The 21,602-nt window shown below is 60.4% G+C and carries 22 protein-coding genes and 1 pseudogene; 11 read left to right on the plus strand and 12 right to left on the minus strand.

The genetic code is table 11. The features are described 5' to 3' along the window. Positions 1-112: 112 nt before the first annotated feature. The 3 genes from D8U70_RS05230 (at position 113) to D8U70_RS05240 (ending at position 4,607) form a co-directional block, all read left to right on the plus strand. Positions 113-1,033, plus strand: coding sequence for a LysR substrate-binding domain-containing protein (locus tag D8U70_RS05230; RefSeq protein WP_016772577.1), 921 nt, complete (start codon positions 113-115; stop codon positions 1,031-1,033). Positions 1,034-1,220: 187 nt separating this feature from the next. Then, a complete protein-coding gene (locus D8U70_RS05235) occupies positions 1,221-3,197 on the plus strand; it encodes a methyl-accepting chemotaxis protein (protein ID WP_016772578.1) in 1,977 nt (658 codons plus the stop codon). A gap of 195 nt (positions 3,198-3,392) precedes the next feature. Further along, on the plus strand, positions 3,393-4,607 hold the full coding sequence (locus D8U70_RS05240) for an aldose 1-epimerase family protein (RefSeq protein WP_110644496.1): 1,215 nt from the start codon (positions 3,393-3,395) through the stop codon (positions 4,605-4,607). Here the strand turns inward: D8U70_RS05240 and D8U70_RS05245 are convergent. After that, positions 4,604-6,097 (minus strand): YifB family Mg chelatase-like AAA ATPase, encoded by a 1,494-nt coding sequence (locus D8U70_RS05245; RefSeq protein WP_110644495.1) that lies wholly within the window; start codon positions 6,095-6,097, stop codon positions 4,604-4,606. The two genes, D8U70_RS05240 and D8U70_RS05245, sit on opposite strands and share 4 nt — an antisense overlap. A 759-nt stretch (positions 6,098-6,856) precedes the next feature. Here D8U70_RS05245 and D8U70_RS05255 point away from each other — a divergent pair. After that, positions 6,857-7,126, plus strand: coding sequence for a HigA family addiction module antitoxin (locus tag D8U70_RS05255; RefSeq protein ID WP_130928432.1), 270 nt, complete (start codon positions 6,857-6,859; stop codon positions 7,124-7,126). On the opposite strand, the pseudogene D8U70_RS05260 reads toward D8U70_RS05255, so the two are convergent. Both D8U70_RS05260 and D8U70_RS05270 read right to left on the minus strand, forming a co-directional pair. After that, positions 7,121-7,642, minus strand: a pseudogene (locus D8U70_RS05260) (Bro-N domain-containing protein). The gene D8U70_RS05255 and the pseudogene D8U70_RS05260 sit on opposite strands and share 6 nt — an antisense overlap. A 363-nt stretch (positions 7,643-8,005) precedes the next feature. Then, positions 8,006-8,266 (minus strand): accessory factor UbiK family protein, encoded by a 261-nt coding sequence (locus D8U70_RS05270; protein WP_008086041.1) that lies wholly within the window; start codon positions 8,264-8,266, stop codon positions 8,006-8,008. A gap of 393 nt (positions 8,267-8,659) precedes the next feature. Here D8U70_RS05270 and glnK point away from each other — a divergent pair, with 393 nt between their 5' ends. The 4 genes from glnK (at position 8,660) to sutA (ending at position 11,442) form a co-directional block, all read left to right on the plus strand. Further along, complete coding sequence (gene glnK / locus D8U70_RS05275) at positions 8,660-8,998, plus strand: P-II family nitrogen regulator (RefSeq protein ID WP_002555808.1); 339 nt, start codon at positions 8,660-8,662, stop codon at positions 8,996-8,998. A gap of 37 nt (positions 8,999-9,035) precedes the next feature. Further along, on the plus strand, positions 9,036-10,373 hold the full coding sequence (locus D8U70_RS05280; RefSeq protein ID WP_041476939.1) for an ammonium transporter: 1,338 nt from the start codon (positions 9,036-9,038) through the stop codon (positions 10,371-10,373). A gap of 215 nt (positions 10,374-10,588) precedes the next feature. Further along, complete coding sequence (locus D8U70_RS05285; protein ID WP_071172132.1) at positions 10,589-11,014, plus strand: secondary thiamine-phosphate synthase enzyme YjbQ; 426 nt, start codon at positions 10,589-10,591, stop codon at positions 11,012-11,014. Between the two features lie 101 nt (positions 11,015-11,115). After that, positions 11,116-11,442 carry a transcriptional regulator SutA gene (sutA, locus tag D8U70_RS05290; protein ID WP_016772583.1) on the plus strand — a complete coding sequence of 109 codons (327 nt, stop codon included), beginning with the start codon at positions 11,116-11,118 and terminating at the stop codon, positions 11,440-11,442. A gap of 189 nt (positions 11,443-11,631) precedes the next feature. Here sutA and D8U70_RS05300 read toward each other — a convergent pair whose 3' ends face one another. Genes D8U70_RS05300 through D8U70_RS05325 form a run of 6 tightly spaced genes read right to left on the minus strand, consistent with a single transcriptional unit; the run spans position 11,632 to position 16,238 of the window. Then, a complete protein-coding gene (locus D8U70_RS05300; RefSeq protein WP_130928434.1) occupies positions 11,632-12,339 on the minus strand; it encodes an HAD family hydrolase in 708 nt (235 codons plus the stop codon). Continuing rightward, positions 12,336-13,235: a tyrosine recombinase XerC gene (gene xerC / locus D8U70_RS05305; protein ID WP_024014773.1), complete on the minus strand. Its 900-nt coding sequence runs from the start codon at positions 13,233-13,235 to the stop codon at positions 12,336-12,338. Before xerC ends, D8U70_RS05300 begins: the two co-directional genes overlap by 4 nt. A 2-nt stretch (positions 13,236-13,237) precedes the next feature. Next, positions 13,238-13,963 carry a DUF484 family protein gene (locus D8U70_RS05310; protein ID WP_024014772.1) on the minus strand — a complete coding sequence of 242 codons (726 nt, stop codon included), beginning with the start codon at positions 13,961-13,963 and terminating at the stop codon, positions 13,238-13,240. Positions 13,964-13,976: 13 nt separating this feature from the next. Continuing rightward, the gene (gene dapF, locus D8U70_RS05315) at positions 13,977-14,807 is read right to left on the minus strand and encodes a diaminopimelate epimerase (RefSeq protein ID WP_130928435.1); all 831 of its coding nucleotides are present in this window, start codon (positions 14,805-14,807) and stop codon (positions 13,977-13,979) included. 3 nt (positions 14,808-14,810) lie between these two features. Continuing rightward, positions 14,811-16,058 carry a diaminopimelate decarboxylase gene (lysA, locus tag D8U70_RS05320; RefSeq protein ID WP_071172135.1) on the minus strand — a complete coding sequence of 416 codons (1,248 nt, stop codon included), beginning with the start codon at positions 16,056-16,058 and terminating at the stop codon, positions 14,811-14,813. A 9-nt stretch (positions 16,059-16,067) separates the two neighbouring features. Then, positions 16,068-16,238, minus strand: a complete 171-nt coding sequence (locus tag D8U70_RS05325) for a lipoprotein (protein WP_016772589.1) — start codon at positions 16,236-16,238, stop codon at positions 16,068-16,070. Between the two features lie 324 nt (positions 16,239-16,562). Between D8U70_RS05325 and cyaY the strand changes: the two genes are divergently transcribed. The 3 genes from cyaY to rnk all read left to right on the plus strand — a co-directional run bounded on the left by cyaY (position 16,563) and on the right by rnk (position 17,794). Then, on the plus strand, positions 16,563-16,895 hold the full coding sequence (gene cyaY, locus D8U70_RS05330; RefSeq protein WP_041476930.1) for an iron donor protein CyaY: 333 nt from the start codon (positions 16,563-16,565) through the stop codon (positions 16,893-16,895). A 3-nt stretch (positions 16,896-16,898) separates the two neighbouring features. Further along, positions 16,899-17,120, plus strand: coding sequence for a DUF1289 domain-containing protein (locus tag D8U70_RS05335; RefSeq protein ID WP_110599860.1), 222 nt, complete (start codon positions 16,899-16,901; stop codon positions 17,118-17,120). A 254-nt stretch (positions 17,121-17,374) separates the two neighbouring features. Further along, positions 17,375-17,794 (plus strand): nucleoside diphosphate kinase regulator, encoded by a 420-nt coding sequence (rnk, locus tag D8U70_RS05340; protein ID WP_110644490.1) that lies wholly within the window; start codon positions 17,375-17,377, stop codon positions 17,792-17,794. A gap of 9 nt (positions 17,795-17,803) precedes the next feature. Here the strand turns inward: rnk and D8U70_RS05345 are convergent, their stop codons facing one another. The 3 genes from D8U70_RS05345 to D8U70_RS05355 form a co-directional block, all read right to left on the minus strand. After that, positions 17,804-20,647, minus strand: coding sequence for a class I adenylate cyclase (locus D8U70_RS05345; protein WP_130928436.1), 2,844 nt, complete (start codon positions 20,645-20,647; stop codon positions 17,804-17,806). Between the two features lie 181 nt (positions 20,648-20,828). Continuing rightward, entirely contained in the window at positions 20,829-21,074 is a 246-nt protein-coding gene (locus D8U70_RS05350; RefSeq protein ID WP_130928437.1) for a TIGR02647 family protein, read from the minus strand. Positions 21,075-21,270: 196 nt separating this feature from the next. Further along, positions 21,271-21,561, minus strand: coding sequence for a hypothetical protein (locus tag D8U70_RS05355; RefSeq protein ID WP_122698690.1), 291 nt, complete (start codon positions 21,559-21,561; stop codon positions 21,271-21,273). Positions 21,562-21,602 lie beyond the last annotated feature (41 nt).

Raw genomic sequence — 21,602 nt, forward strand, 5'->3', positions numbered from 1 at the left:
GGCGCTTGGCAGGCTTTGCACAAAGGGATAAAAAGGATGGGTGGCATGATTAATACTCATCCTGAATCGTCCTGCCGAATTGGCTGTATCCCCCCCTATTGGAGCTTTGTGTATGTCCCGACGCCTTCCGCCGTTGTATGCCCTGCGCGCATTCGAAGCGGCAGCGCGACACAGCTCGTTCACCCGCGCGGCGGAAGAATTGTCGATCACCCAGAGCGCGGTCAGTCGGCACATGCGCACTCTTGAAGAGCACTTCGCCTGCCGGCTGTTTCACCGCAGCGGGCGCAATCTGCAACTGACCGAATCGGCGCGGCTGCTGCTACCCGGTATCCGCGAAGGCTTCGCCGCCCTTGAGCGCGCCTGCAATACCTTGCGCGCCGAGGACGACATCCTGCGCATGAAAGCGCCATCGACCCTGACCATGCGTTGGCTGCTGGCGCGGTTGAGTCGCTTCCGCCATTTGCAGCCGGGCAATGAGGTGCAATTGACCAGCGCATGGATGGATATCGATTCGGTGGACTTCAACAATGAACCGTTCGATTGCGCGGTGTTGCTCAGTGACGGGCATTTCCCGCCGGACTGGGAAGCGAGCCTGCTGTTTCCCGAGGAATTGATCCCGGTCGGCGCGCCGAACCTGCTCAATGATCAACCTTGGGATGTAGCGCGTCTGGCAGCTGCTGAACTGCTGCACCCGACCCCGGATCGCCGCGACTGGCGCAGTTGGCTGGAGCGCATGGGCCTGTCCGATCAGGTTTCGCTCAAGGGCGGGCAAGTGTTCGATACGCTGGAGCTGGGCATGATCGCGGCGGCGCGCGGCTACGGCGTTTCGATGGGGGATCTGTTGATGGTTGCCGAAGATGTTGCGCAAGGGCGCTTGAGCCTGCCGTGGCCTACGGCCGTCGCCAGTGGCCTGAATTATTACCTGGTCTGGCCAAAGCCGCGCCCGGGAGGTGAACGTTTGCGCCGTCTCAGCGATTTTCTCCAAGGCGAAGTCCGTGCCATGCAATTGCCGGCGGTAGAGCGCTTGAGCTGAAACGTTCGAGCCGGCACAATGCCACTACTGCGCCATACCCACGCAATCCGCTCAAGTATTCGGATTTTCCGCCGACTACGAGCATGTGGAACCGTCGTGCCGGTTCCGCGCTACCCCCATTATTAGAATATTTTCCGGGCAATTACCGCGATCAAGGAGGATTCGGTGGCTCGGCCAGGAGCTGTTCATGTCTCAACCTCGTGCTCGGATCGCCTCGCAGCTGGGCCTTGCCCTTGCTGTGATACTGGCGATAGTCATCAGCGGCAGTACGGTGTTCGCCTTGCGTTCGCTGGATTCCGCCAACCTCGCCACCCGTGAAGAGCATCTGGCCAGTGAGGCCCGGCTGCTGGCCGATCAGCTGAGTACCTTCCACGGTACGCTGCGCGAAAGCACCCTGCGCCTGAGCGGGCTGTTCGAAAAGCGCTTCGGCAGTGGTTTGAGTGTGCACCCCGATCAGCCAGTGACCGTGGCCGGCGTGCAGACTCCGGGCCTGCATCTGGGCAACGAGGTGCTGAACAACAACTTCAAGGAAGTTGACGAGTTCAAGCAGATGACCGCTGGTGTGGCCACGGTATTCGTGCGCAGCGGCGAAGACTTCATCCGCGTCAGCACCAACGTCAGCAAGCAGGACGGCACCCGTGCCATCGGCACCGTGCTCGATCATGCCAACCCGGCCTACGCGAAGTTGATGGCGGGGCAGAGTTATGTCGGCCGCTCGTTGCTGTTCGAGCGCTACTACATGTCGCAGTACACCCCGGTGCGCGATGCGGGCGGCAAGATCATCGCCGTGCTGTACGTCGGCTTCGACTACACCGACGCGCAGAACGCGCAGTTCGCCAATCTCAAGCGCTTCCGCATTGGCAAGACCGGCTCGCTGGCGCTGCTCGACGAGCAGAACAAATGGCTGGTGCCGATTGCCGGCGTCGAAAACCTGGATCAAGCCGCCCCGACCATCAACAACCTGGTGAAAACCCCGGGCAAGGGTGAGTTCTGGAGCGACAAGGGTGAGGACTTCTACAGCATCGCCGTGCCGTTCGAAGGTGGCCCGTGGTCGGTGGTGGCGAGCATGCCGAAAGCCGAGATCCGCGCGGTGACCTGGAGTGTCGGTACGCAACTGGCGATCGGCAGCCTGCTGGCGATGTTGCTCGCGGTCGGTTCCGTGGTCTGGCTGCTGCGCAGCAAACTTGCACCGCTGGGCGATCTGGTGCGTCAGGCCGAAGCCTTGGGCGCGGGTGATCTGAGTGTGCGGCTGAACGTATCGAGCCACGATGAAATCGGTCAGCTGTCCCGCGCGTTCAACCAGATGAGCCAGGCGCTGTCGACCATGGTCGAGCACATCCGCCGCGCTTCGGAAGAGGTCAACAGCCGTGCGCAGGCGCTGTCCGGTTTGTCCGGCGGTGCGTATGAAGGCATGGAGCAACAGTCGGGCGAAATCACCAGCATGGCCGGCGCCGTGGAAGAGTTCAGCGCCACCTCGCTGAACATTGCCGACAACATGGGCGCGACCCAGCGCCTGGCGCAGGAAAACGCGCAGCAAACCCAGATTGGCCGCAGCTCGATGGAAGAAGCGTCGTCGTCGCTGGAGCAGATCGCTGGCGCGCTGAACAGCACCGCCAGCGTGATCAACACGCTGGGGCAGCGCTCGCAGGAAATCGGCGGCATTGTCGGCGTGATCACTTCGATCGCCGAGCAGACCAACCTGTTGGCACTTAACGCTGCCATCGAAGCCGCGCGTGCCGGTGAACAAGGTCGCGGTTTTGCCGTGGTCGCGGACGAAGTGCGCAGCCTCGCCTCGCGTACCCGCCAGGCGACCGACGAAATCTCCAGCATGATCCACAGCATCCAACAGGAAACCGGCAACGCGATCAGCACCATGGAACAGGGCAATGTGCTGATGCAGGAAGGCCTGTCGCGCAACGCCAATGTCGCCTCGGCACTGGCGCGGATCGATGAGCAGAGCCGTTCGGCAGGCCAGCAGTTCGCCGCGATCACCACCGCCACTCAGGAACAAAGCAGCACTGCGACGTTGCTGAGCAGCAATTTGCAGAGCATCGCACTGGCCAACAGTGAGCAGCGTGAGGTTGTGTCGAACCTGGCTGTCACCGCGAAAGAGCTGGAGAAGCTGGCGGCGGATCTGCGTTCCGAGGTTGATCGCTTCCGCTGATGTGTCGTTGAAACAGTTTTCGCGAGCAAGCTCGCTCCCACAGTTTCCGCGGTCGTTCACAAATCGTGTGAGCAGCCGAAAATCCGGTGGGAGCGAGCTTGCTCGCGAATGCTCCGGCACAAACCGGTTTTTGCACTTGCTGAAACGTTTCCGCAGCGTTATAAAAATGGCACAACTCCAATAAAGGCTGCTGCCATGACCCCGCTCAAACTTCTCGTCGCCCTCGGCGCATTCTCTGCCGCTTCTCACGCCATGGCCTGGGACTATGTCCTGCTCGACGCCAATACTCCGGCAAAAAACCGGACGATCACCAGTGAGCAACTCGGCGTAAAAACCGCCAAACCGTTTTCCGTGACCCTGCGTACCCTGCATGGTGGTCGTCAGGAGGGCGTCAGCATTGTCGACATCGATAACGGCACGATGAAGCTGTCGGTCGTGCCGACTCGTGGCATGAATGTGTTGCAGGCTTCGGTGGGCGACGTGCGCATGGGCTGGGACTCGCCGGTCAAGGACGTCGTCAACCCGGCGTTCATCGAACTCAACGGTCGCGGTGGCCTGGGCTGGCTCGAAGGTTTCAATGAACTGGTCACCCGTTGCGGTTACGAGTGGGTTGGCCATCCCGGCATGGACAACGGCGAATTGCTGACCTTGCACGGTCGCGCCGCCAACATCCCGGCCAGCACCGTCACTTTGCACATCGACGAGAAGCCGCCGTATGCCATCACGCTGCGTGGCGAGCTGAAAGAGCAGGCATTCAAGAAAGTCGATTTCTCGGTAGCGACCGAACTCGTCACCGAACCGGGCAGCGCAAGCTTCGCCCTCAACGACACCCTGACCAACAACGGCGACTATGCGAAGGAATATCAGGCGCTGTATCACAGCAATTTCAGCACGCCGTTTCTCGAGCAGGGCGCAACGTTCGCAGCGCCGGTGAAGCAGGTTTCGCCGTTCAACGACAAGGCCAAGGGAGATCTGCCCGACTGGCAGACCTATCGCGGGCCAACCAAGGACTACGACGAAACTGTCTACAACGTCGTGCCGTATGCGGACGCCAAGGGTGAGACCCTCACCGTGCTGCACAACAAGGCCGGTAGCCTCGGCGTATCCGTTGGCTTCAACACTCAGCAGTTGCCAGTGTTTTCGCTGTGGAAAAACACCGACACCCAAGGGCAGGGCTACGTCACCGGGCTGGAGCCGGGAACCAGTTTCTCCTACAACCGTCGCTATCAGCGGCCGTTGAATCTGGTGCCGACCATTGCCCCAAAAGAACATAAACAGTTCCAGATCAGCTACAGCCTGCTGGCCGACAAAGGGGCGGTGGACAAGGCCCTCAAGCGCGTGACCGAGATTCAGGCCGGTCGCGACACTGAAGTGCGTCAGGCACCGCTGGTTGATCTGACTGAGCATTAAGGTGTCGCCGGCCGGTATTGCAGTGCCTCGGCCAGATGCTCGCGGGTAATCGCATCGGCCTGTTCAAGATCCGCCAGCGTGCGCGCGACCTTGAGCAGGCGATGCGCCGAGCGCAGCGACAGGATCAATCGCTCGCAGGCCGCTTCCAGCCATTTTTCATCGGCTGTGGATAACGTGCAGTGACGCTTGAGCCCCGGCAGATCGAGAAACGCATTGGCACAGCCCTGACGTTTCTGCTGACGCTCCCGCGCTTCGGCCACCAACGCCGCAGCGCTGGCGCTGTTTTCGCCGGGCTTGGCTGCCGGATTCAATGCGGTTGCCTCCCGCGCGACGGTCAGGTGCAGATCAATCCGATCCAGCAGCGGCCCTGACAGCTTGTTGCGATAGCGCTGGACCATGTCCGGTGTGCACGAGCATTTGCCGCTGGGTTCGCCAAGATATCCACAGGGACATGGATTCATCGCTGCCACCAATTGAAATCGCGCGGGGAAACGTACGCGATCCTTGGCCCGGGCGATGACGATATGCCCGGACTCCAACGGCTCGCGCAGCACTTCCAGAACCTTGCGATCAAACTCCGGCAACTCATCGAGAAACAGTACGCCATGGTGGGCGAGGGTGATTTCGCCGGGTTGCGGTTTCGAGCTGCCACCGACCAATGCCGGCCCTGAAGCCGAATGGTGCGGTTGCCTGAACGGCCGCTGCGGCCAGTGAGTCAAGGGAACCCCGCTGGCGACCGATTGAATCGCTGCCACTTCCAGCGCCTCGCATTCGGATAGCGGCGGCAATAATCCTGGCAGACGACTGGCCAGCAGCGTCTTGCCGGTTCCCGGTGGCCCGCTGAACAACAAATTGTGCGCGCCTGCTGCGGCAATCAGCAGTGCGCGTTTGGCGGCTGTCTGCCCCTGCACCTCGTTAAGGTCGGGATAGGGTTTGGCAGCGTGCATCAAACCATCGGAAACGTAAGGCTCGACCGGTGTGTGCCCATTGAAATGCGCCACCGCTTCCAGCAAGTGATCGACTGCGAACACTTTCAGCCCCGAAGCCAGGCACGCCTCTTCCGCATTCGCTCGAGGCACCACCAACGCCCGCCCGGCCTTGCGCGCCGCCAGTGCCGCCGGCAGCACGCCACGCACTGGTCGCACGGCACCGGACAATGCCAATTCACCCAGACATTCCACCTCGTCCAGGGTCAGGCAGGGCACCTGCACACTGGCCGACAAAATCCCCAAGGCAATCGCCAGATCGAAGCGCCCGCCATCCTTGGGCAGGTCCGCCGGCGCCAGATTCAAGGTGATCCGCCGCGCCGGAAATTGCAGCCCGGAATTGATGATCGCACTGCGCACCCGATCCTTGCTCTCCTTCACCGCCGCCTCGGGCAGGCCGACCATGGTCAGCGACGGCAGACCGTTGGCCAGATGGACTTCGACGGTGACGGCTGGAGCTTCCACGCCAATCTGGGCGCGACTGTGGACGATGGAGAGGGACATGGTCGTTCCTTGAGTTGAATCGGGGAGCCGCTTCATGCGGGTTTTTGAAGGGTAGTTGAGCCGGGTTTCAGTGCTGAAATAGAGGTTTACAAGACGTATCAAGACCCGATGGGCTGTCATTGCTTGCCTGAATTGGACCGTTGACTCTCGACCGGCATTGACGGATCATCCCGTTCGAGGACTGCAACTGCGCATTCGTCGGGACTGGGCACCAGCAAAAGCTCCCCCGCATTTTTGGCAGCAGAGAAAGCTGGTTTCTCTGAAGTAGTGACGACGGGCTAGCCTGTCGGATTCTGAACCCGAGGCCGTGAAGCCAGGAGCTAAAGAATCGCTGCGACTATTCCTCCGAACAAAAAAAGGCGTCCTATGGACGCCTTTTTCATTTTTCACTCAGGACCTTCTACCGGCCAGCGCGCCGCTAGGCTCAAGCGCTGGCCCACATGTAACAGCAACTTCAATAAATCGCCGTTGGTTGGCTGACATATTTCCAGCCAAACGGAGTGCTTCGAGGTGCAAATCAACAATCTGAAATAGCTTTTCCTTCCTCTTCTTATCCTTCAGATACCTCCATCTTGATGGGCGTATTTCGTTTGCCAATGTAATGACATGCGTAAGGGCTGCGTAACTGGGCGAAGATGCTGATGTTTGTAGGACTATGCCCTAATAGATGTAGGACGCCGGCGAAAGGTTTCAACGGTCTGGTATCGCGGAGTCGGATGCTCCAGTTTGGTCACTCAACGCAGCCTCTGGAGGCGAAAAATGAACCGCAATGGTATGCGCCCGATTCATCCTGGCGAGGTTCTGAATAAGGAGTTCATGGAGCCGTTGGGCATGACTGTCATGGATCTGGCCATGCCCACGAACTGGCCCGAAAGTGAGATCGAAAAGCTTGTGAAATGCCAGCTCAGGATCTGCGCCGATCTGGCAATCAGCCTTGCCACTCATCTCAACACTACGCCTGAGTTCTGGATGAATCTCCAATCGACTTACGATTTGCGCAGGGCCCAGCTCCGGCATGCGAGTTTATAGCGATTGCAGCATCCGCGAAGCTCTTTTCCACCATGGCCCTGTCTTTGGGCGCTTGGTCTGCTCCCGTTCCACCATCATCTGCGGTACATCCTGCAACCGTATCCACGGCTGATTATTCCAATGCAACAAACTCAACGTCATGTCCGGCCAACTGAGCAAGCTGAGGTGTGGGCGTTCGCCTGTGCAGGGATGTTGGGCGTCGCGCAGGGTGGGGATGACCTGGTGGGTGAGCCATTCGCGCAGGGCTCGGTATTCGGGGCAGTAGTGGTAGACGAGGAGGGCGTAGATGCCGGATTCGCTGATCAGCAGGGTGTTTTCGATCTGGTTGTGGATCAGGGTTTTGCGGGTTTGGTATTGGTCGGGGTCGAGTTTCCGCAGCATGCGTTCGTTGAGGTAGATGTGCAGCAGGCGACTCAGGTCTCGGACGCAGAACCAGGGTTAGTTCTGGATGAGGAGGGCGTGGAGGGGGAGTTTGTGGCGGGTGAAGATGCAAGGTGTCAGGTAGTTTTCGTCCATGGTTCAGTTCTCGAATTCAAGTGAAGAAAACTGCTTCTGTTCGTCGCCAAACGAAAAGGGTGGCAGCTATGCGCGGGTTGGCGAACCGGTGAATTCGAAACCGGCAGACCCTGAGGTCTCCCACGCAAAGCCGCCATTACTCGTTGAGAGAAAAAACCTCTCTGTGAATTTAGTTGCATTGCGTCGAATTCGATCCAGGTCGCCAAACCCGCTGCTGAACATTCAGCATCAGATGAGCTTAGAAACCTGGGCTTTTTTGGCGCAATCGGACGGCGGTCATTTAAGGTTTTAGGACGTTGCCGGGATGGTCGAAGGGCTATCGATCAAAAGATCGCAGCCTTCGGCAGCTCCAGGAGGCGCGAATTATTCCGCGGGCGGTGTCAGTTTCGCTTCCATCTCGGCGACTTTGGCTTCGAGGCTTTCGAGGCGGGCGCGCGTGCGAGCCAACACCACCATCTGACTATCAAACTCTTCCCGGCTGACCAGATCGAGTTTGCTGAAGGCACTTTGCAGCAGCATTTTGAACTGGCTTTCGATTTCGGCTTTCGGCAGCGGGGTGTCGCCGTTGAAGAGGCGGGAGGCGGTGCCGCTCAGGGCGTCGAGGAAGTCTTTGGGCGCGAGCATGGGAATGTCCTGGAAACAATGGCCGGCAGTGTATCACGCAGTGTCTATAGTCAATCCCGTTGCACGGATGCACGCTTTTCGCGCAGGGGGACGGACGGTGGCGCACCGTTGTTGTGCGTATCGGCAAAAGCTTTTCTGCCCGAGCGCGTGCAACAGGGGCCAAGAGATTGAAATGCAGGGTTTTTGCCGAGCTGGCAAGGTTTCTGCTTAGTCACCCTCGACCCATGCACTGATGCAGTCGCTGTGACGAATGCAGTGCGGCAGACGAAGCGGGGAGTTTCGTCTGATGCGGTTAGCTGGCGTCAACGATGCGTTACAAAGCCAGGCACTGCGCTTAGACTTGAGACGGGTTTGTTTTCCTGGGGCAAGTCCACCAATTCGGGAGAGAGTTTCATGAAGCTAGTCACTGCCATCATCAAGCCGTTCAAGTTGGACGACGTGCGCGAGTCGCTGTCCGAAATCGGCGTGCAGGGCATTACCGTCACTGAAGTCAAAGGCTTCGGCCGGCAGAAGGGTCACACCGAGCTGTATCGCGGCGCGGAATATGTGGTCGATTTTCTGCCCAAGGTGAAAATCGACGTGGCCATCGACGACAAGGATCTGGATCGGGTTATCGAGGCGATAACCAAAGCGGCCAACACCGGCAAGATCGGTGACGGCAAGATCTTCGTGGTCAATCTGGAACAGGCGATCCGCATCCGTACCGGCGAAACCGATACCGACGCGATCTAAGCGCCGCCACAAACCCAACGCCCCAGGAGAAAACAATATGACTCTGCGTAAATTCGCAGGGCTAGGCGCCCTGTTGTCCATCGTAATGCCCGGCATCGCCATGGCGGCAGACGAAGTGGCAGCGCCAGTCCTCAATTCCGGCGACACCGCCTGGATGCTCACCTCGACAGCGCTCGTGCTGTTCATGACCATTCCCGGCCTGGCGCTGTTCTACGGCGGTATGGTTCGCTCGAAAAACATTCTTTCCGTGCTGATGCAGTGCTTCGCCATTACCGGTCTGATCAGCATCCTGTGGGTCATTTATGGCTACAGCATTGCCTTCGACACCACCGGCATGGAGCAGGGCGTCGTCAACTTCAATTCGTTCTTCGGTGGCATGGGCAAGGCGTTCCTCGCCGGTGTCACGCCTTCGAGCATCACCGGCCCGGCGGCGCTGTTCCCTGAGGCGGTGTTCATCACCTTCCAGATGACCTTCGCGATCATCACCCCGGCGCTGATCGTCGGTGCGTTCGCCGAGCGCATGAAGTTCTCCGCGATGCTGATCTTCATGGGTATCTGGTTCACTCTGGTTTATGCACCGATCGCGCACATGGTCTGGTCTGGTAACGGCGGCCTGATGTGGGACTGGGGCGTGCTCGACTTCGCTGGCGGCACCGTGGTGCACATCAACGCCGGTATCGCCGGTCTGGTCGCGTGCCTGGTGCTGGGCAAGCGCAAAGGCTTCCCGACCACACCAATGGCTCCGCACAACCTCGGCTACACCCTGATGGGCGCGGCGATGCTGTGGGTCGGCTGGTTCGGCTTCAACGCCGGTTCCGCTGCTGCTGCCAACGGCACTGCCGGTATGGCCATGCTGGTTACCCAGATCGCCACTGCCGCTGCGGCACTGGGCTGGATGTTTGCCGAGTGGGTCACCCACGGCAAGCCAAGCGCACTGGGTATTGCTTCGGGTGTGGTCGCCGGTCTGGTCGCGATCACTCCGGCCGCTGGCACTGTAGGCCCGATGGGTGCACTGGTGATCGGTCTGGCCGCAGGCGTGGTGTGCTTCTTCTGCGCCACCACCCTGAAACGCAAACTCGGCTATGACGACTCCCTGGATGCCTTCGGCGTGCACGGTATCGGCGGTATCCTCGGCGCGATCCTCACCGGTGTGTTTGCCGCACCGGCACTGGGCGGCTTCGGCACCGTGACTGACATCGGCGCGCAGGTCTGGATTCAGATCAAAGGCGTCGGCTTCACGGTGATCTACACCGCGATCGTGACTTTCATCATCCTCAAGGTGCTGGACGCCGTCATGGGTCTGCGCGTAACCGAGGAAGAAGAGTCGGTCGGCCTCGATCTGGCACAACACAACGAACGCGGCTACAACCTGTAAGTACGCGCGATAAAAAAACTGCCCGGTTCGCCGGGCATTTTTTTGTCCGGGATTTGTCATTCAAGGTGCGGCTGAAAGGATTTTTCTTACGGCTTTGGTCGTCTTTACGACGAGGCTTTTTCTGCGGGCAATCGCTTACATCGCTGCAGGAATATTAGGGCCTTTGTTTTTTTTCAGAGCACGCTAGAATGCGCCCCGAACGAGCGGAGAACTGTATGTGGCAACAGACTCTGATAACCCTGCGGGCAAGGCCCCGGGGCTTTCATCTGGTGACGGACGAGTTGCTCGCAGGCTTGCCTGAACTCAAGACCTGTCGGGTCGGTCTGTTGCATTTGTGGCTGCAGCACACGTCGGCGTCGTTGACCATCAACGAGAACGCCGATCCGGCAGTTCGTCGCGACTTCGAACGATTTTTCAATCGTCTGATCCCACAAGGAACAGACGGCTACGAGCACAACGACGAAGGCCTGGACGACCTCCCGGCGCACTTCAAGGCCAGCGTGCTCGGTTGCCAGATCAGTCTGCCGGTTGCGGCAGGGCGGCTGGCACTGGGTACCTGGCAAGGGATTTATCTGGGCGAGCACCGTGATCATGGCGGTGCACGTAAAGTCCTCGCCACCTTGCACGGTGAACAGGCATGAGCCGCTGCCGGGCAGCGGCAGAAGATTTTTCAACGGCGGCTTCGACAGTCGCCAAAGCTGGTCTATAACTAATCTGCTTTTGGCAAGTCATGAGGTAGAACATGAGCGACGATGATCTGGAAAACGACGACCTCGAAGTAGGCGACGAAGACGAGGCCGAGGAAGGCCTGGAAGCGGCAGCGGAAGACGTTGCCGAAGACGATGGCGGTGACGACACGCCGGCCCCGGCTGCCAAAGGCAAAGCCAAGGCTGCGGTATCGGTCGACGAGTTGCCGAGCATCGAAGCCAAGAACAAGGAGCGTGACGCCCTGGCCAAGGCCATGGAAGAATTCCTTGCGCGCGGCGGCAAGGTGCAGGAAGTTGAGGCCAACGTGGTCGCCGATCCGCCCAAGAAGCCGGATAACAAGTACGGCAGCCGCCCTATCTGAGGCGCGTCGCTCGCTTGCTGAAAAAGCCCGCCGTCGCTGCGGGCTTTTTTATGCCTGGAATAAATGCGTTGAAAACAAATGCAGTCCCCTGTGGGAGCGAGCCTGCTCGCGAAGAGGGCATGTCAGCCGACATACATGTTGGATGACACACCGCATTCGCGAGCAGGCTCGCTCCCACAGGGCTGTAGATCAGTTCGAGGAAGCATTCCAGCGGGAGAGGACGGCTGGCAGTTCAGTGAGGCTGCGAATTTCCGCATCCGGCAAGCGCTCCGCTTCCCAGACCTTGCCCGTCGGGTTGAACCACACCGCGCGCAAGCCTGCCTGCTGAGCGCCGGCAATGTCATCGCCAGGATGATCGCCGACATGCACCGCCGCTGCGGGGCTTACACCGCCGCGCTGCAACGCTTCATGAAACAGCCGCGCATCCGGTTTGGCGATGCCGATGTCTTCGGCGCACAAGGCGAACTTGAAGTAATCCGCCAGCCCCAGCCGGCGCACGTCGGCATTGCCATTGGTGACCACGCCGAGGGCGTAATGATTGGCGAGCAGCTCCAGCAACGGCTCGACTTCGGGAAACACTTGGATCTGATGCCGCGCATGCAGGAACACTTCAAAAGCCTTGTCAGCCAGCTCCGACGCTTCGCCGTGGGCATACCCGGCTTCTTCCAGCGCATGGAACAGCACACGTCGACGCAGCGCGCTGATGCGGTGTTTGAGGCCCGGTTCGCCCGCCAGCACTCGCTCGCGAATCGACCACAAATGCTCCACCGGCACCGCGCCCAGGTTCGACGCATGCTCGCTCAGCCATTCGCGCAACACGGTTTCAGCGCTGGCGATCACCGGCGCGGTATCCCACAAAGTGTCGTCGAGGTCGAAGGTGATCAACTGAATGCTCATGAATCATCGCCTTTCATGCGTTTGGCCCGGGGATGGGCGCTGTCGTAGACCGCCGCCAGATGCTGGAAGTCGAGGTGGGTATAGATCTGCGTGGTTTTGATATCGGAGTGGCCGAGCAATTCCTGCACCGCGCGCAGATCCTGTGAAGACTCGAGCAAATGGCTGGCGAACGAGTGCCGGAGCATGTGCGGATGCAGGTTCTGCCCCAGTTCGCGCTCGCCAGCCAGTTTGACCCGCACCTGAATCGCGCGCGGGCCGAGACGCCGACCTTGCTGGCTGACAAAAACCGCATCGTCCGCCGGGTTGGTCATGGCTCTAAGCGGCAACCAGTGTTCCAAGGCTTCGCGGGCCTTGGTGCCAACCGGCAACAGCCGGGTCTTGCTGCCCTTGCCGAGCACCTGAACCATGCCGTCGGCGAGGTCGAGTTGATCGAGATTGAGCCCGGTCAGTTCGGACAGGCGCAAGCCAGAGGAATAGAACAGCTCAAGAATCGCCTGATCACGCCGGGCGAGAAAATCGTCCTCGACCGCTCCTTCCAGCAATTGCAGGGCGCGGTCGGTATCAAGGGTCTTCGGCAGGCGCCGTTCGCCTTTCGGCGGGGCCAGGCCGGTGGCCGGGTCGTGGTCGCACAGGCCTTCGCGATTCAAGTAGTGATAGAGCCCGCGCACCGCCGAGAGCAGGCGGGCGAGGCTGCGCGAGGACTGGCCTTGCGCATGCAACCGGGCGATCAGGCTGCGCAGGCGCTGGATGTCCAGCGCGGCCCAGCTGCCGATGTTCTGCTTGATGCACCAGCCGAGGACTTTATCGAGGTCGCGGCGATAAGCCGACAGGGTGTGCGGCGACACCTGTCGCTCACTGCGCAGATGTTCGCAGTAAGCGTCCAGTTGTCGTTCCATGGTCAGCGTACCGAGCGCAGCGAGCTGTTGACCCGTGGCAGCACGCGGCCCATGACCTCGGCGATGTAACTGAGGAACAGGGTGCCGACCGAGCTCTTGTAGTGCTGCGGGTCGCGGCTGGCGATGGCCAGAATGCCGTGAATGCCCTGATGGCTGACGGCAACCACGGCGGTCGAGCCGATCTGCTGGCGCTGTTCTTCGCCAAAGAGGAAGTCCAGCTCATGTTCACGCAGGCTGCCGCTGACGCTTTTGCCTTCGGTGAGCAGGCCGCCGATCGCGGTTTGCGCATCGGCGTGGGTCACCCAGCGGCCGACCGGTGCGGGGTTGTCGCCGAGCAGGATCAGGCTGACGAAGGGCACCTGGAAATCCTGACGCAGGCTGTCTTCAACGCTGATGACCACGTCTTCCAGGGTCGATGCATCCATCAGCGCGAGAATCAGGCGGCGGGTCTTTTCGAACAGGCGATCGTTGTCGCGGGCCACGTCCATCAGATGCGAAAGGCGATGGCGCATCTCGATATTGCGGTCGCGCAGGATGGTCATCTGCCGCTCGACCAGCGACACGGTGTCGCCACGTCGGTGCGGAATGCGCAGCGACGGCAGCAGCTCTTCGTGCTCGACGAAGAAGTCCGGATGAGCCTCCAGGTAGGCGGCAACCGCGGCTGCCTCAAGGCTCTCGGACGCTGATTCGTCGACTGGTCGGGCGGGTACCTGTGGCTTGTCGGTCATGATTTCTGCTCGCTCAAAGACGCACTTGTCCTTCGTATACACGCACTGCCGGACCGGTCATCAACACCGGTTCGCCCGGGCCGGCCCACTCGATGGACAGACGCCCGCCGGGCAGGTCGATCAACAGCGGCGAATCCATCCACCCCTGACTGATAGCCGCCACCGCCGCCGCACAGGCGCCGGTGCCGCAGGCCTGGGTTTCCCCGGCGCCGCGTTCCCAAACACGCAGTTGCGCGCGATGGCGGTCGATGACCTGAAGGAAGCCGACATTGACCCGCGCCGGGAAGCGCGGATGGTGCTCGATCTTCGGCCCCAGTTCATGCACCGGTGCGCTGTTGATGTCGTCCACGCGGATCACTGCATGGGGATTGCCCATCGACACGGCGGCCAATTCGACCGTAGTGCCATCGACGTCCAGCTGATAGCTGATGGCCTGCGCTGGTGCCTGGAATGGAATGTCCGCCGGCACCAGGCGCGGCGCGCCCATGTTCACGCCGATCTGGCCGTCGTTACGCACGTCCAGTTCAATGATGCCGCCCTTGGTCTCGACGCGGATCTGCCGTTTCGCAGTCAGACGCTTGTCGAGCACGAAGCGGGCGAAGCAGCGCGCACCGTTGCCGCATTGCTCCACTTCCGAGCCGTCGGAGTTGAAGATCCGGTAGCGGAAATCCACATCCGGGTTACTCGGTGCTTCGACGATCAGCAACTGGTCGAAACCGATCCCGGTGTGGCGGTCGCCCCATTGCTTGGCGTGCTTGGGCAGAATGTGCGCGTGCTGGCTGACCAGGTCGAGGACCATGAAGTCGTTGCCCAGGCCGTGCATTTTGGTAAAACGCAGCAGCATGGGTTACTCCGGCAGCAGGCTTTCGCCGGCAAACAGCTCGGCCACGGTTTCGCGGCGACGCACTTCAAAAACCTGATCACCATCCACCAGCACTTCAGCGGCACGGCCGCGAGTGTTGTAGTTGGAGCTCATCACAAAACCGTAGGCGCCAGCCGAATGCACTGCCAGCAAGTCGCCTTCTTCCAGCGCCAGCTCGCGGTCCTTGGCGAGGAAGTCGCCGGTTTCGCAGATCGGGCCGACGATGTCGTACTTGCGTGCAGCGCTGTCGCGCGGTTTCACCGCCGTGACGTCCATCCACGCCTGATACAGCGCCGGGCGGATCAGGTCGTTCATCGCCGCGTCGACGATGGCGAAATCCTTGTGCTCGGTGTGTTTGAGGTATTCGACCTGTGTCAGCAACACGCCGCCATTGGCAACGATGAAGCGACCCGGTTCGAACACCAGCGCCAGGTCACGCCCGTCGAGACGCTCGCGCACGGCTTTGATGTAATCAGCAGCCAACGGCGGCTCTTCATCGCGATAACGCACGCCCAGGCCGCCACCGAGATCGATGTGGCGCAGGTGAATCCCGCAATCGCCCAGACGGTCGACCAGATCCAGCAGGCGATCCAGGGCGTCAATAAATGGTGGCAGCGTGGTCAGTTGCGAACCGATATGGCAGTCGACACCGATCACTTCCAGGTTCGGCAGATGCGCGGCGCGCACGTACACGTCTTCGGCGTCGGCAATGGCGATGCCGAACTTGTTCTCTTTCAGACCGGTGGAAATGTACGGATGGGTGCCGGCATCGACGTCCGGGTTCACGCGTAGCGAAACGGGGGCGCGAACACCCAGCTCGGCGGCGACCACTTGCAGGCGCTCAAGCTCATCGGTGGACTCGACGTTGAAGCAGTGCACGCCGACTTCGAGCGCGCGGCGCATGTCGTCACGGGTCTTGCCGACGCCGGAGAAAACGATCTTGTCGGCGCTGCCACCTGCGGCCAGTACACGTTCCAGCTCGCCACGGGAAACGATGTCGAAACCGGCGCCGAGACGGGCCAGGACATTCAGTACACCGAGGTTGGAGTTGGCTTTGACCGCGAAGCAGACCAGATGCGGCATACCGGCCAGCGCATCGGCGTAGGCCAGATACTGCGCTTCGATGTGCGCGCGCGAGTAGACATAGGTGGGCGTGCCGAAGCGGTCGGCGATGGCGGACAGCGCCACACCTTCCGCGAACAGCTCCCCGCCACGGTAGTTAAAAGCGTCCATGGCGATCCCTTAGTAAACGTCGTGCTTGTGAGCCTTGGATGGCTGCTTCTGCGAAGACTGGGCTTGTTCGGCCGGGTCCTGGTCGTCATCGGGCAGGTACAGCGGGCCTTTTTGACCACAGGCCGAAACCAGGCAGGCAACCGCGACGAGCGCAGCAAGGGAAGAGATCAGGCGCTTCATGGCGAAATCCTTGAAAATGCGTTAATTGCGCCGGAGTATACCGGCCACCCGGCAGCTTGCCTATGCGAGGGGGTTCCCGTCCGGCGGGGCTTGCTGGATACCGGATGGATACCTGCAATACCTGTGGGAGCGAGCTTGCTCGCGAAGAGGTCGTCACATTCGATATGTTTGTTGCCTGACACACTGCTTTCGCGAGCAAGCTCGCTCCCACAGAGGGCGATGTTGGATGGAAACTGGTGCTTGGTCGTTAATCTTTGCAATCGGCCGGCAGCGTCCGTATCTTTCGGCGCTTGAGCCTGATCAGACATTTTTGAGGTTGCCGCAATGAGTTTGTCCGAAGCCCGTTTCCACGATCTGGTCGATGAAACCCAGGAAAAACTGGAAGACATATTTGACGAAAGCGATCTGGACATCGATCTGGAAAGCTCGGCAGGTGTCTTGACCGTCAAGTTCGAAAACGGCTCGCAGCTGATCTTCAGCCGCCAGGAGCCATTGCGTCAGCTGTGGCTGGCGGCCGTGTCCGGTGGTTTCCACTTCGACTATGACGAAGAAAGCGAGCGCTGGATGTGCGACAAGAGCGAAGAGCAATTGGGCGAAATGCTTCAGCGTCTCGTCAAGCAGCAGGCTGGCGCCGAATTCGATTTCGAAGGTCTGTGATTCGTGACTGATGCCGCGCCTGTTCGCCCGCCGAAACCGCTCTACAGCAACGTCAGCCCGGCGGTGCCTTCGCCGTGCACGGGCGTATGTCGGCTGGACGAACAGAAAGTCTGTCTCGGCTGCGCGCGTCACGTCGAAGACATTCGCGAATGGCGCTCGGCCGATGATCAACGGCGCCGGGTGATTTGCCAGCAGGCTGCCGCACGAAAATCCCAAGCCTGTTGATATCGTGGCGAGGGGATTTATCCCCGTTGGGTCGCGTAGCGGCCCCAGAATCTATACGGCTGCTGCGCAGCCGAACGGGGATAAATCCCCTCGCCACAAGGGTTTCACCCAGGCAAAAAAGGGCGTGACTTGTATATTTTTTGAGCTGTGATAGTGTCCGCGAACGCCTCAAACCACCGAGGCACGGTGAAAACCCCGTCTTTTTTGGCGGGGTTTTGCTTTTTTTGTGCAGAAGAAAGGAGTCTGCCTGGATCATGACCGCACCTTCCATCACCCTTACCCGTCTGGACGTGCAACGTCTGCAGCGCCTGATCGACAACCTGATCGATAAAGACCAGGCAGCGCCGGGCGTGATTGCGCTGCAAACCGAGCTGGACCGCGCCGATACCGTGGTCGGCCACGATGAAGTGCCCGCCGATGTCGTGACCATGAATTCCCGCGTGCATTGCCGCGAAGAAGGCAGTGGCAAGGATTACCACCTGACGCTGGTCTATCCCAAGGACGCCAACGCCGATGAAGGCAAGATTTCCATTCTGGCGCCGGTCGGCAGTGCGCTGCTGGGTCTGAAGGTCGGTCAGCACATCGATTGGCCGGCGCCGGGCGGCAAGTCGCTGAAACTGACCTTGCTGGAAGTGGAATCGCAACCGGTCAACGGCGGCGCCTTCCCCGAATAACTCCCCGCTTCAAACCTGTTCGAGCGCTTCATTCAACGAGCGCTCCAGGTCCGCCTTGTAGCGCAGATACAGATTGCTTGAACTGTGCCCGTCACCGAGCAGCCCCGAGAGATCGAGGTCGGTGATGTAGCAGCGATAGCGCTCGGTCTCGCGGCGCTGCTCGACGATCTCTCGTGCGACCACGCTGAACAACTGGTCGCCATGCTCCAGCTCGCTGAATTCGCGCTGATTGCAATACAGGGTGACCTGCACTTCGCCGGGCGCGGCTTTACCGATGATCGCCTGTACATCGTAGAACGGTTTGTTCACCGGGGTCTGCGGTGCTGGTCGGGTTTCGACCCTGCGCGAGCGCCCCGGGCCTGACGGCAACAGCTGGTAATACAAAGTCTCGGGGCTACCTGCAGGGCCACCGTCCATCGGCAATTGCGCTTCACGGCGGTACTGGATCGATTGCAGAAAACGCTGCAGCGGTACCAGCAGACTCTGCTCGTCGTGGTACGGCAGTTGCTGCTGCCACAGCGCATTGAATTCATCCAGCACGTACAGCTCCGCCTGCTGTTCGCTGATGCGGTAGAACACCTGAATGCATTCCGGCTGACCCATCGGCAGGATCAGCGCCAGGTCGTGATCTTCCAGTGCCATCGGGTCCAGGTGCAGCGGGCTATAGCGCGGTTGTTCTTCGCCCAGATAGTCGAGCAGTGCCGGCAGAGTGGCGAGGGCGACATGGTTGACCTGACCTGGCACCAGCTCCAGCACGTGATAGTGCTGCTGCACCTGAATCAGGTAGCGGTGATTCAACTCGCTGAGCAACAGGGTCTGCGCGGTGTCGACGATTTCCTCGACGCGGCGGGCAATGAATTGCGCGCGGTTGTGGCAGAAACAGCGCACCTTCAGCGACGGCTGCATCGGGCCGCGCGGCAGGTTGTTGAGGTAATCGCGTAGGCAGTCGAGCAGCGCATGCGGGCCGTCGAAACGATTGACCAGCACTTCGTTCCAGCTGTTGAGCGTGACCTGATCGAGCGTCAGCACCAGGTTCTCGCGCACACCGGCATAGCTCAGCGAGTCGGTGCGTTCGGTGGTCATCAGGATGTTCAGATCACGGTGATGCTTGAGCGGGTCGACGCCGACGTTGATCAGCAGCAGCACTTCGCTGGGCACAGCGGCACGTAGCAATGGCTCTTCGGCAACGGTGGGCAAGGGCAGGGCGATGCACTGCTGCAGGCTGCCGAGCAGGTTGAACAGTTCGAACTCGCTCAAGTCGCTGGTGCCCGGATGCAGGGCCAGGCGGGTGCTGCTGTCGATCACGCCGTTGCGGTGGCACCAGGTCAGCAGTTCAAGCAGCTCGCGACTGCGCTTGATCGGTGCGAAATGTTCCCACTCCAGCGCCGTCAGGCTGCCGTTGTACAGGCCCCACTGGGTCTGCCCCGGCTCTTTTTTGTTCGGCGACTGCACCAGGGTCAGGGTGTCTTCGGCCAGGTCCGGGGCGATGCCCGGATTGATGAACTCGACCTTGTCGGCCTTGCGCTCGAACGCTGCGTACAGGCGCCGGCCGAGGACATTGAGGTCGCGCTTGTTGATCAGGCTGACAGTCTGTTCGCTGCGGGCGAACTGGGTCAGGAAGCGATAGCTGTAATTGAGTTCGTTGACCAGCGCGCGGCGCTCGGCGCTGACCTGGCGGACTTTCCACTGACTGCGGCTGTCGAGCAGCGCCAGTTGCCGCTGATCCCAGTGCCACTCGCCGGCCAGGCGTTCGAGCAGTGCGCGTTGCCAGCCCTGGCTGCGGCTGTTGCCGGTGAGCTTGCGGTTGACCTTCAGATACAGCGCGCGGCGCACCAGCTCAAGACGTTCCGGTTCGTTGCGGGCGATCAGGTATTCCTCGATACGCCGGTACACGACCATGTACGGGTCCAGTTCATCAAGATCGAGCTGATTGGCGAACACGGCTTTCTTGAAGCGCAGGCTCAGGCACTGCACGTGCGGGTGTTCACTGGCGTACACCTCGGTCAGCAGCAGTTTGAGCACCGTTTTGTAGGGCGACTCGATGCCTTTGAACAACTGCCACAACCCGGCACCGATGAATTCGCCAGGCGGAATGGTCGCCATCGGCCCGAGGTCAAGGGTTTCGTCGGCGCGAATAAAGCGTTTGGACAGCAGGGTGTGGGTGTAAGCGTCGTAGGCCGTTTCTTCATAGACCGGCACCAACCACCAGATCGGCGTGCGCCCGGCCAGCCAGATCGCCGTGCGATAAAACTCGTCGAGCAGCAGATAGTGCTGGGTGCTGCCGCAGTTGTCCGAACTGAGCTTGGAATCTCGTTCGCCTTTGACGAAGCGCGCCGGGTCGATCAGGAAGAAATGCGCTTCGGCACCCTGGCTCGCAGCCCAGGCTTCCAGCAATTGGCACTTCTTGCTCAGCTCGGCGAGGTCGCTTTCGCTCAGATCCGGCCCATGGCAGACCCACACATCCATATCGCTCTGATCGGCCTGTGCCAGTGTGCCGAGGCTGCCCATCAGGAACAGGCCGTGGATCGGTCGCGGCGGGTTACTGCCATGGCGCGGCCTGTAAGAGAACGAGCGAGTCAGGCGCTGCGCCTCGGTCAGCGCATTGGCGTCCGGCTCATAATTCGAGAGACCGGCCGGCGTACTGCCCGAGACATAGCCGGGCAGCAACGGATGATTGACGTGAAAGAACAGCGGCAACAGCGTCAACACGCTTTGCTGGCGCGTCGACAAGCCTTCGAGAGCGCGGCCGAGGCGGCCTTCATTGAGTTTGAGAAAACGTGCGCGCAGTTGGCTGAGTACCTTGCGGTCGATGCCTTCGTCCAGGTCGGGGCGGATTTCGTGTGTGCGGGTCATATCAGCTCAAACCGGCTTGCAGGCTCGGACGTAGAGGGTCTCGGAATGGCCGCAGTTTAGCCGCTGCGCGGCAGGACGTTTAAGCTGAATTTGTTTTTTGACGTCAGATTTTTATCGACAGCGATCGGGCGGGCCCGCGGAAATCCCGTGGCAGGAGTTCCCGTGGGCAAAGTCAGAGAAATCAGGCGGTTTCCTGTTCTTTCAAAATCGTCAGTACGGTCTGCACGCTTTGCGCGGCATCGCGACCGAGGCTGGTCAGATAACCGCCATCGGGCTGGTCGGTGAGTTCTTTTTCAAAGAGGCGCTGGGCAGCAGCGATATGTTTCGGGGCAGCGGTCTGGTGAATTTTCAGACCTTCCTGGGAACTGTCCAGGTTGAAGAGTGCAAGGACTTCCAGTTCGGCAACCAACTCAGGGGTAAGCGACATAAGGACTCCAGACTTTCTAGGAATTGGACGACAGCGCCTCTAAGGTGAACCCGCTGGTGCAGCATGTCCAGTGCTCGGATCAGGGGATTTTGTCTTGAGGCGAATTCCAGTGTAGTCGGGCGGCAGCAGATGGCTGGATGGATGCGTAACAAACCTTGTGGGAGCGAGCCTGCTCGCTCCCACAAGAGTGATGTGGTTACTGCTTTTCCGGTGGCAGCTCTGGCAAAGCGCGCAGTGCCGCTTCGTACCACTGGGTGTCGAACGGGCGATCTTCATCGAGCATCGCGTCAATTTCGAAAGCCAGCACATGGGCCATCAAATTGAGGATCTCCTCACGGTCCATGCCGACCAAAGTCAGCTTGTTCAACGTCGCCTTGGCCGCCGGCGGGTTGTCGCTTTCAATCTGGTTCTCGATGGCTTCGATCAGGGTCGCTTCGGTGAATGCTTCTTCGTCGTCATCGTTGACGATATCTGTCGGCTCGCTCATGGCAGGCTCCTCAGGGAAAGGCGCCAGTTTACCCGCATTCA

Origin of the sequence: Pseudomonas sp. Sample_20 (assembly GCF_004307585.1) — a bacterium.
Classification (GTDB): Bacteria; Pseudomonadota; Gammaproteobacteria; order Pseudomonadales; family Pseudomonadaceae; genus Aquipseudomonas; species Aquipseudomonas atacamensis.

Excerpts from the sequence above, each read along its gene's own strand:
- D8U70_RS05230 (WP_016772577.1), top strand. The coding sequence starts at position 113 with ATGTCCCGACGCCTTCCGCCGTTGTATGCCCTGCGCGCATTCGAAGCG.
- D8U70_RS05235 (WP_016772578.1), top strand. The coding sequence starts at position 1,221 with ATGTCTCAACCTCGTGCTCGGATCGCCTCGCAGCTGGGCCTTGCCCTT.
- D8U70_RS05240 (WP_110644496.1), top strand. The coding sequence starts at position 3,393 with ATGACCCCGCTCAAACTTCTCGTCGCCCTCGGCGCATTCTCTGCCGCT.
- D8U70_RS05245 (WP_110644495.1), bottom strand. The coding sequence starts at position 6,097 with ATGTCCCTCTCCATCGTCCACAGTCGCGCCCAGATTGGCGTGGAAGCT.
- D8U70_RS05255 (WP_130928432.1), top strand. The coding sequence starts at position 6,857 with ATGAACCGCAATGGTATGCGCCCGATTCATCCTGGCGAGGTTCTGAAT.
- D8U70_RS05270 (WP_008086041.1), bottom strand. The coding sequence starts at position 8,266 with ATGCTCGCGCCCAAAGACTTCCTCGACGCCCTGAGCGGCACCGCCTCC.
- glnK (WP_002555808.1), top strand. The coding sequence starts at position 8,660 with ATGAAGCTAGTCACTGCCATCATCAAGCCGTTCAAGTTGGACGACGTG.
- D8U70_RS05280 (WP_041476939.1), top strand. The coding sequence starts at position 9,036 with ATGACTCTGCGTAAATTCGCAGGGCTAGGCGCCCTGTTGTCCATCGTA.
- D8U70_RS05285 (WP_071172132.1), top strand. The coding sequence starts at position 10,589 with ATGTGGCAACAGACTCTGATAACCCTGCGGGCAAGGCCCCGGGGCTTT.
- sutA (WP_016772583.1), top strand. The coding sequence starts at position 11,116 with ATGAGCGACGATGATCTGGAAAACGACGACCTCGAAGTAGGCGACGAA.
- D8U70_RS05300 (WP_130928434.1), bottom strand. The coding sequence starts at position 12,339 with ATGAGCATTCAGTTGATCACCTTCGACCTCGACGACACTTTGTGGGAT.
- xerC (WP_024014773.1), bottom strand. The coding sequence starts at position 13,235 with ATGGAACGACAACTGGACGCTTACTGCGAACATCTGCGCAGTGAGCGA.
- D8U70_RS05310 (WP_024014772.1), bottom strand. The coding sequence starts at position 13,963 with ATGACCGACAAGCCACAGGTACCCGCCCGACCAGTCGACGAATCAGCG.
- dapF (WP_130928435.1), bottom strand. The coding sequence starts at position 14,807 with ATGCTGCTGCGTTTTACCAAAATGCACGGCCTGGGCAACGACTTCATG.
- lysA (WP_071172135.1), bottom strand. The coding sequence starts at position 16,058 with ATGGACGCTTTTAACTACCGTGGCGGGGAGCTGTTCGCGGAAGGTGTG.
- D8U70_RS05325 (WP_016772589.1), bottom strand. The coding sequence starts at position 16,238 with ATGAAGCGCCTGATCTCTTCCCTTGCTGCGCTCGTCGCGGTTGCCTGC.
- cyaY (WP_041476930.1), top strand. The coding sequence starts at position 16,563 with ATGAGTTTGTCCGAAGCCCGTTTCCACGATCTGGTCGATGAAACCCAG.
- rnk (WP_110644490.1), top strand. The coding sequence starts at position 17,375 with ATGACCGCACCTTCCATCACCCTTACCCGTCTGGACGTGCAACGTCTG.
- D8U70_RS05345 (WP_130928436.1), bottom strand. The coding sequence starts at position 20,647 with ATGACCCGCACACACGAAATCCGCCCCGACCTGGACGAAGGCATCGAC.
- D8U70_RS05350 (WP_130928437.1), bottom strand. The coding sequence starts at position 21,074 with ATGTCGCTTACCCCTGAGTTGGTTGCCGAACTGGAAGTCCTTGCACTC.
- D8U70_RS05355 (WP_122698690.1), bottom strand. The coding sequence starts at position 21,561 with ATGAGCGAGCCGACAGATATCGTCAACGATGACGACGAAGAAGCATTC.